The organism is Nostoc cf. edaphicum LEGE 07299 (assembly GCF_015207245.1).
Taxonomy (GTDB): domain Bacteria; phylum Cyanobacteriota; class Cyanobacteriia; order Cyanobacteriales; family Nostocaceae; genus Nostoc; species Nostoc edaphicum_B.
In genome coordinates this window covers 1-5611 of record NZ_JADEXF010000291.1, presented here as the reverse complement: position 1 = coordinate 5611, position 5611 = coordinate 1, and the positions used below count along the sequence as shown (strand labels likewise).

Annotated in this window: 5 protein-coding genes; 3 read left to right on the top strand and 2 right to left on the bottom strand. The window is 42.2% G+C overall.

Translation table 11 applies throughout. The annotated features are described in order from the left end of the window. Positions 1-1023 (bottom strand): RuBisCO accumulation factor 1 (locus tag IQ229_RS10815; protein ID WP_194043567.1); only part of this gene is annotated, 1023 nt, incomplete at its 3' end. 309 nt (positions 1024-1332) lie between these two features. On the opposite strand from IQ229_RS10815, the gene IQ229_RS10810 reads away from it, so the two are divergent. From IQ229_RS10810 to IQ229_RS10800, 3 genes are all read left to right on the top strand, one after another. After that, on the top strand, positions 1333-2286 hold the full coding sequence (locus tag IQ229_RS10810) for a response regulator (RefSeq protein ID WP_194043565.1): 954 nt from the start codon (positions 1333-1335) through the stop codon (positions 2284-2286). Positions 2287-2370: 84 nt separating this feature from the next. After that, complete coding sequence (gene ubiE / locus IQ229_RS10805) at positions 2371-3075, top strand: bifunctional demethylmenaquinone methyltransferase/2-methoxy-6-polyprenyl-1,4-benzoquinol methylase UbiE (RefSeq protein ID WP_194043563.1); 705 nt, start codon at positions 2371-2373, stop codon at positions 3073-3075. 144 nt (positions 3076-3219) lie between these two features. Further along, complete coding sequence (locus IQ229_RS10800; protein WP_194043561.1) at positions 3220-4455, top strand: DUF445 domain-containing protein; 1236 nt, start codon at positions 3220-3222, stop codon at positions 4453-4455. A gap of 137 nt (positions 4456-4592) precedes the next feature. On the opposite strand, the gene IQ229_RS10795 is transcribed toward IQ229_RS10800, so the two are convergent. Next, positions 4593-5168: a Uma2 family endonuclease gene (locus IQ229_RS10795; RefSeq protein WP_194043559.1), complete on the bottom strand. Its 576-nt coding sequence runs from the start codon at positions 5166-5168 to the stop codon at positions 4593-4595. Positions 5169-5611: the final 443 nt, after the last annotated feature.

Genomic DNA, 5611 nt, shown 5'->3' with positions numbered 1-5611 from the left:
GATAATAACTTGCCCTAGTAGAGGAATTTCTGGCTCAGTTTCAAACCATTGAAAATCTAGCTCACCACCATTTTCAACAACAAAATAGCTGGAGGCATCCCATTCTCGTTGGGCACGATCTATTACTACTACGACTGGCCCTGTTTGGCTTTGGGTTTGGATGGGGAAGCGATCGCTATTCGCTAAAATCACCACTGGATCTTCTGCCGCCAATAGCACTTGCCAACCTGGTAAGGGTACCCAAGCTTGCTCTCCAGAAAACTTGACCAACCGAAATGGTTCAATTTCTGTCAGTATGGGCACAGCTTGCAAGTCTTGCCGTGATAATGGCAACTCTCCTACTACAGGCAAGATTCGGGGTAACTGTTCTTCAAATTCTAGGCGGTAAAACGGTAAAATTGGCGCTGGACGCTGGGGAACGGTAGTAAAATCAGTCAGTAGTTGTTCGATTTTTTGCCTTGCACCTGGCGTGTGAGCAAAACGCAAACCTTTGGCGATTAGGCGCGATCGCTGCTGTAAATCTGCATTTTGGCGTGCCAGTTTCCAAACTTGGTGAGCAACAGCATCCCCAGGATGGGCAGAAAACCCTTCTGGCAAAGTGCGGAAATAGGAGAACTCTTTAATTGCTTTGGCTATCTCCCGTGCCTCATCAGCATCAACATTGTGGACGAAGATTAGTTCGGCAGCAGCGGCGCGTTCTTCTTGAGTAAGTAAACGTAGCTCGTATAAAACATCGCTGCCGCGTGTGGTGTAGTGCGATCGCGTTTCTGCCGATACTCCAAACTTTTCCAAAGAATTGTAAACTTGAGAACCAACAACCACCTGGTTTTGTTGAATTGGCTCAAATCCAGTTGCCTCAAAAATTTCTTGGGGGTTGAAACCGGTTTTTAGCAACGAGGCGATCGCGGTTCCCCATTCCACCCAGTTGCCTTGTTTTTGCCTCAGCCTTCGCAGTAACTCTTGTGCTACATCATTGTTAGCATTGTCTTCGGGATTCTGAGTGTTGGGTGGTAGATCAGTCATAATCGGAGTGCGAGCTTCAACTTGAGAGGTTAATTAACACCTCATGAGCAAGTATTATTCTAATCTATACCCAGACCTACACCTCATCCACGATCAAAACTGCCATAGTTTCGTTAATTGAGTTGGTTTTTATCGCGCAACATTTTTTGATTCAGATATTTGGGCAAGCAAATTTCCTGTGTAGCGCTCACTATTAGCGTTCTAATATATGCAAAATAACTCCGTATAAACCCTTGGTGATTTTCGGCTATTCTCAACTAAACTTGGTATGGAATATAACAAGAGAGTGAATATTTAAAGGAAATATCTATGGATAAACCCAATCTCGAAATTGATAAAGTCCAATCTCAAGTTATGACTCTCGAACGACCAAAAAAGCTGAAAATACTGGTAGTTGACGATGAGCCAGATAATCTCGATTTACTTTATCGCACATTTCGACGTGACTTTAATGTTCTGAAAGCTGATAGTGGGGTGAACGCTCTACAAGTTTTGGCAGCAGAAGGGGAGGTAGCGGTGATTATCTCCGATCAACGGATGCCAGAAATGAAAGGGACTGAGTTTCTCAGCAAGACTGTACCTCAGTTTCCCGATACAGTAAGAATAATTCTCACTGGATTTACTGATATTGAAGACTTGGTAGAAGCAATTAATGCCGGACAAGTTTACAAATATATCACCAAGCCTTGGGACCCAGGGGAACTGAAGGCAGTAGTGCAAAGAGCAGCCGAAACCTACGACTTGCTCAAGCAACGTACAGAAGAATTACGCCGTGCTCATGCTCAAATGGCGTTGTTGAGTGTTTTGGTACAGGTAACTCAAGCAGCTTCTAACTTAGAAGAAACTCTTGCTCCCATTGCTAGGGCTGTGAGTGAAACTTTTGGGGCAGAGGGTTGTATTTTACAACTTACAGATGGAAATACTCTGGTTCCAACTCAAGGAACTTACAGCGATACAGGTACAATAGAAAATTGGCTATCTCTTGACCCACTAACCAAGGAAGCGATCGCCACGGGACAAATGCAAGTTTCCTTAAATGTACTTAAAGACACTAAATTAGTTGATGCGATTCACTACCAAAAGACGGGTGTGCAAGCACATTTAGTGATCCCAATTAGCTACCGCAATCAACTTTTGGGTGTATTGTCGCTCCAGTGGAAACAACCTTGCACTTTGCGAGAAGATGAATTGGTGCTAATTAATTTATCAGCACAACTGGTGGCGATCGCTCTTACTAGTAGTCGCCATCAAACCACTGTATAGTTGTCATTTGTCCTTTGTCATTTGTCCTTTATTATTGGCAAATGACAAATGACTAATGACCAATGACTAATGACTTCTTGACCAATGACTAACGAAATTCAGTCCATTTTTAACCGTATTGCTCCAGTTTATGACCAGTTGAACGATTGGTTGAGTCTGGGACAGCATCGAATCTGGAAGGAAATGGCAGTAAAATGGAGTGCAGCTAAACCAGGAGATACTGCATTAGATTTGTGTTGCGGTAGTGGTGATTTAGCTTTACGTTTGGCCCGGCGTATCGGAGCAACAGGACAGGTGTATGGAGTGGATTTTTCCCAAAACCTGCTGGAAAAGGCTAAAGAACGCTCACATTGGCAGTACCCCCAACCTGCTATCAGCTGGGTAGAAGCTGATGTCCTCAATTTACCCTTTGACGACAACCAATTTGATGCCGCAACAATGGGCTATGGTTTAAGAAATGTTAAAGATATTTTTCGCAGTCTTCAAGAGTTATACCGGGTTTTGAAGCCGGGAGCTAAAGCCGCAATTTTAGACTTTCATCGACCGAGTAATCCTCAGCTACGTGCCTTTCAGCAGTTGTATCTGGACAGTTTTGTAGTGCCAGTTGCCAGTTATTTAGGCTTAAAAGAAGAATATGCTTACATCAGTCCCAGCTTAGATCGCTTTCCCATCGGCAAAGAGCAAATAGAGTTAGCTCATCAAGTCGGTTTTGCAGTTGCCACACACTACCCCATTGCGAACGGTATGATGGGAGTGCTAGTGCTTTGTAAGTTAGGAGTTATTAGTTAAAAGTTATGAATTATGAGTAGTGATAAATTCTCATTTAAAATTTATCATTCCTAACTCCTAACTCTTGTACAGAAGCGATTAATCGCGTCTCTACTGTTAACTCCTAACCTAAGCTCTAACCTCCTAACTTTTTTAATTCTTCCCTTGGACTGGTCTCATCTTTGGCTTTATGTGTCTCCCCCGGTACTGGGTGGAATTATTGGCTATTTCACAAATGATATAGCCATCAAAATGTTGTTCCGTCCTTACCGAGCAATTTATATCGCTGGACGAAGAGTACCCTTCACCCCTGGATTGATCCCCCGCAATCAAGAACGTCTGGCTAAGAACATTTCTAATACAATCATGGGGTCACTATTGACACCACAAGAATTGCAAAATCTGGCACGGCGTTTGTTGCAAACAGAACGCGTGCAATCAGCAATTCTCTGGTTGTTACGGTTGGCAATTGAACAAATTAAGACAGATAAAAACGAGAAAAGTGCTAAAATTGTAGCGGGAATTTTGCGGGATTTACTAGGGGAGTCCTTGCCACGATTGCTCAAAGTTTTAGCGCGGCGTGAAGATTTTTTAGAAGCGCAGATAAATCAAATTTTTGACCAGATATTGCTGGAATTTCAACTTAGTGAAGAACAATCTACGCGGCTTGCGGATTGGTTATTACAAGTAGTTTTACCGCCGGATCTTTTACGCCAAACGATAGTTGATTTTTTGACCGATCGCACCATTCAAATTATCGATGAAGGCTTCCGCGAAAAAACCAGTGGAACTTATTGGGTAGTAGCAAATCTGTTTGGCTTACGTAATACTCTTACACGCCTACGAACTTTTTGTTTGGATGAAAAAGAGGCTGCTAATACTCGCTTGCAGGAATTGACTCAAGATTTGCAGATCCGCGATCGCATTCGGAAATTACTGCAAAATTTAACATTACAAAACTTGCCAATGGGTACGGTTCGCCAACTCCGAAAGACTACCCGCGAAAGTGTCCGCCATTACCTGCAAAATAGTGGCAGCGATTTTTTACAAGGATTAACTGATTCTGTTGATTGGGAAAATATTGCTGTAGTGCTGCTGAATCGTCTTAGTACTTCACCGGTTGTCAGTACTTCTTTAGAAGTCATGAGTCAAGAGTTGGCTCTAATTTTAGAGAAATATTTGGAAAAAGATTTAGAAGCAATTGTGGCACAGGCGATTCCAATTTTATCGATAGATGAAGTGATCGTTGACCGTGTAAAATCAACTTCACCTGCTGATTTGGAAGCTGCCATTGAAGGAATTGTGAAAAATGAATTGCAGGCAATCGTGACTTTAGGTGGTGTTTTAGGTTTTGTTATAGGGTTATTGCAGACGGTATTTTTAATATTAAGTCAATATTAATTTTTTCTGTGTGACTGTAAATTTTTGTCAAATTATAGTTGCAATTTGACCAGATTATGAAATGAGTGGATTGAGCGATGTCTACGACGGGCTACGCCTACGCCTTTTGAGAAGAGATGTGAGTAAAAAGCGATCGCTTAACTCAAAATCTGTGCTAAATCCAAGACAAACCCTGGCAATACATCCTCTCCTGATAAGCTAGTAGGCGATTGCAGAATCTCAACATCCTGTCCTGGGCGATAAATTTCCACCTGTTGGTTCTGCGGATCAATCAGCCAGCCTAAACGTACACCGCTGTCAATATACTCCTGCATTTTTTGTTGCACAGTCTTTAAGCTGTCTGAAGCAGAGCGTAATTCTACCGCAAAATCGGGAGCAAGCGGTAGGAATCTTGCAGGGTCTGGATTCAGGGCTTCTAATCGCTCTCGGCTCACCCAAGACGCATCTGGAGAGCGGTTTGCACCATTAGGGAGTTTGAAACCTGTGGAAGAGTCAAAAGCCAGCCCTGTACCATCGGCATCAGCCCAAAATTCTAACCGGGCTGTTAGTTTTGAATTTCGATTTCCGCTTTCCCATCCAGTTGGTGGCATGATAATCAATTCTCCTTCTGCCGTGCGCTCAAGTCGCAAATCTCGATTATTTTGACACAGTTGGAAGAACTGCTCATCTGTTAATTCAATGGCGGGGCTGAGGTTTAGAATCAGGGCAGTCATAGTTGCCTCTCAATTTTGCTAACTGTAGCGTAGCACTGAGTTGACATAGTAGGTTTACCATCTATGGAGATGATCTTCTAGCTCAGTCTAGAAACTGGAGTAAGTGTCATAAAAGAGTAGAATCAAGTTTTATCAATCACTGCAAGGTGTGCAGATAGTTCATCTTCTTCAAAAGCATCTGAATATAGTCTTTTATTAAATATTTGAATTAAATCTTGCACTGAAATTTCCTTAATACGAATACCATCAACATCATATTTCTCTAGTATTCTCTTGGGTAATTATCCATACTTGACGATTTTTACCTTGAATTTGGATCGTTTTTTTCCTGCCTCCACCATCTGTGAGTCTGACATCAATTGTCACAAATCGAACTTTATGTCACTTTAAAGACTTAGGTTGCTACCTAAAGGCTCAATATATGCTTCTAGAGTATCTTTAAC

Excerpts from the sequence above, each read along its gene's own strand:
- IQ229_RS10810 (WP_194043565.1), top strand. The coding sequence starts at position 1,333 with ATGGATAAACCCAATCTCGAAATTGATAAAGTCCAATCTCAAGTTATG.
- ubiE (WP_194043563.1), top strand. The coding sequence starts at position 2,371 with ATGACTAACGAAATTCAGTCCATTTTTAACCGTATTGCTCCAGTTTAT.
- IQ229_RS10795 (WP_194043559.1), bottom strand. The coding sequence starts at position 5,168 with ATGACTGCCCTGATTCTAAACCTCAGCCCCGCCATTGAATTAACAGAT.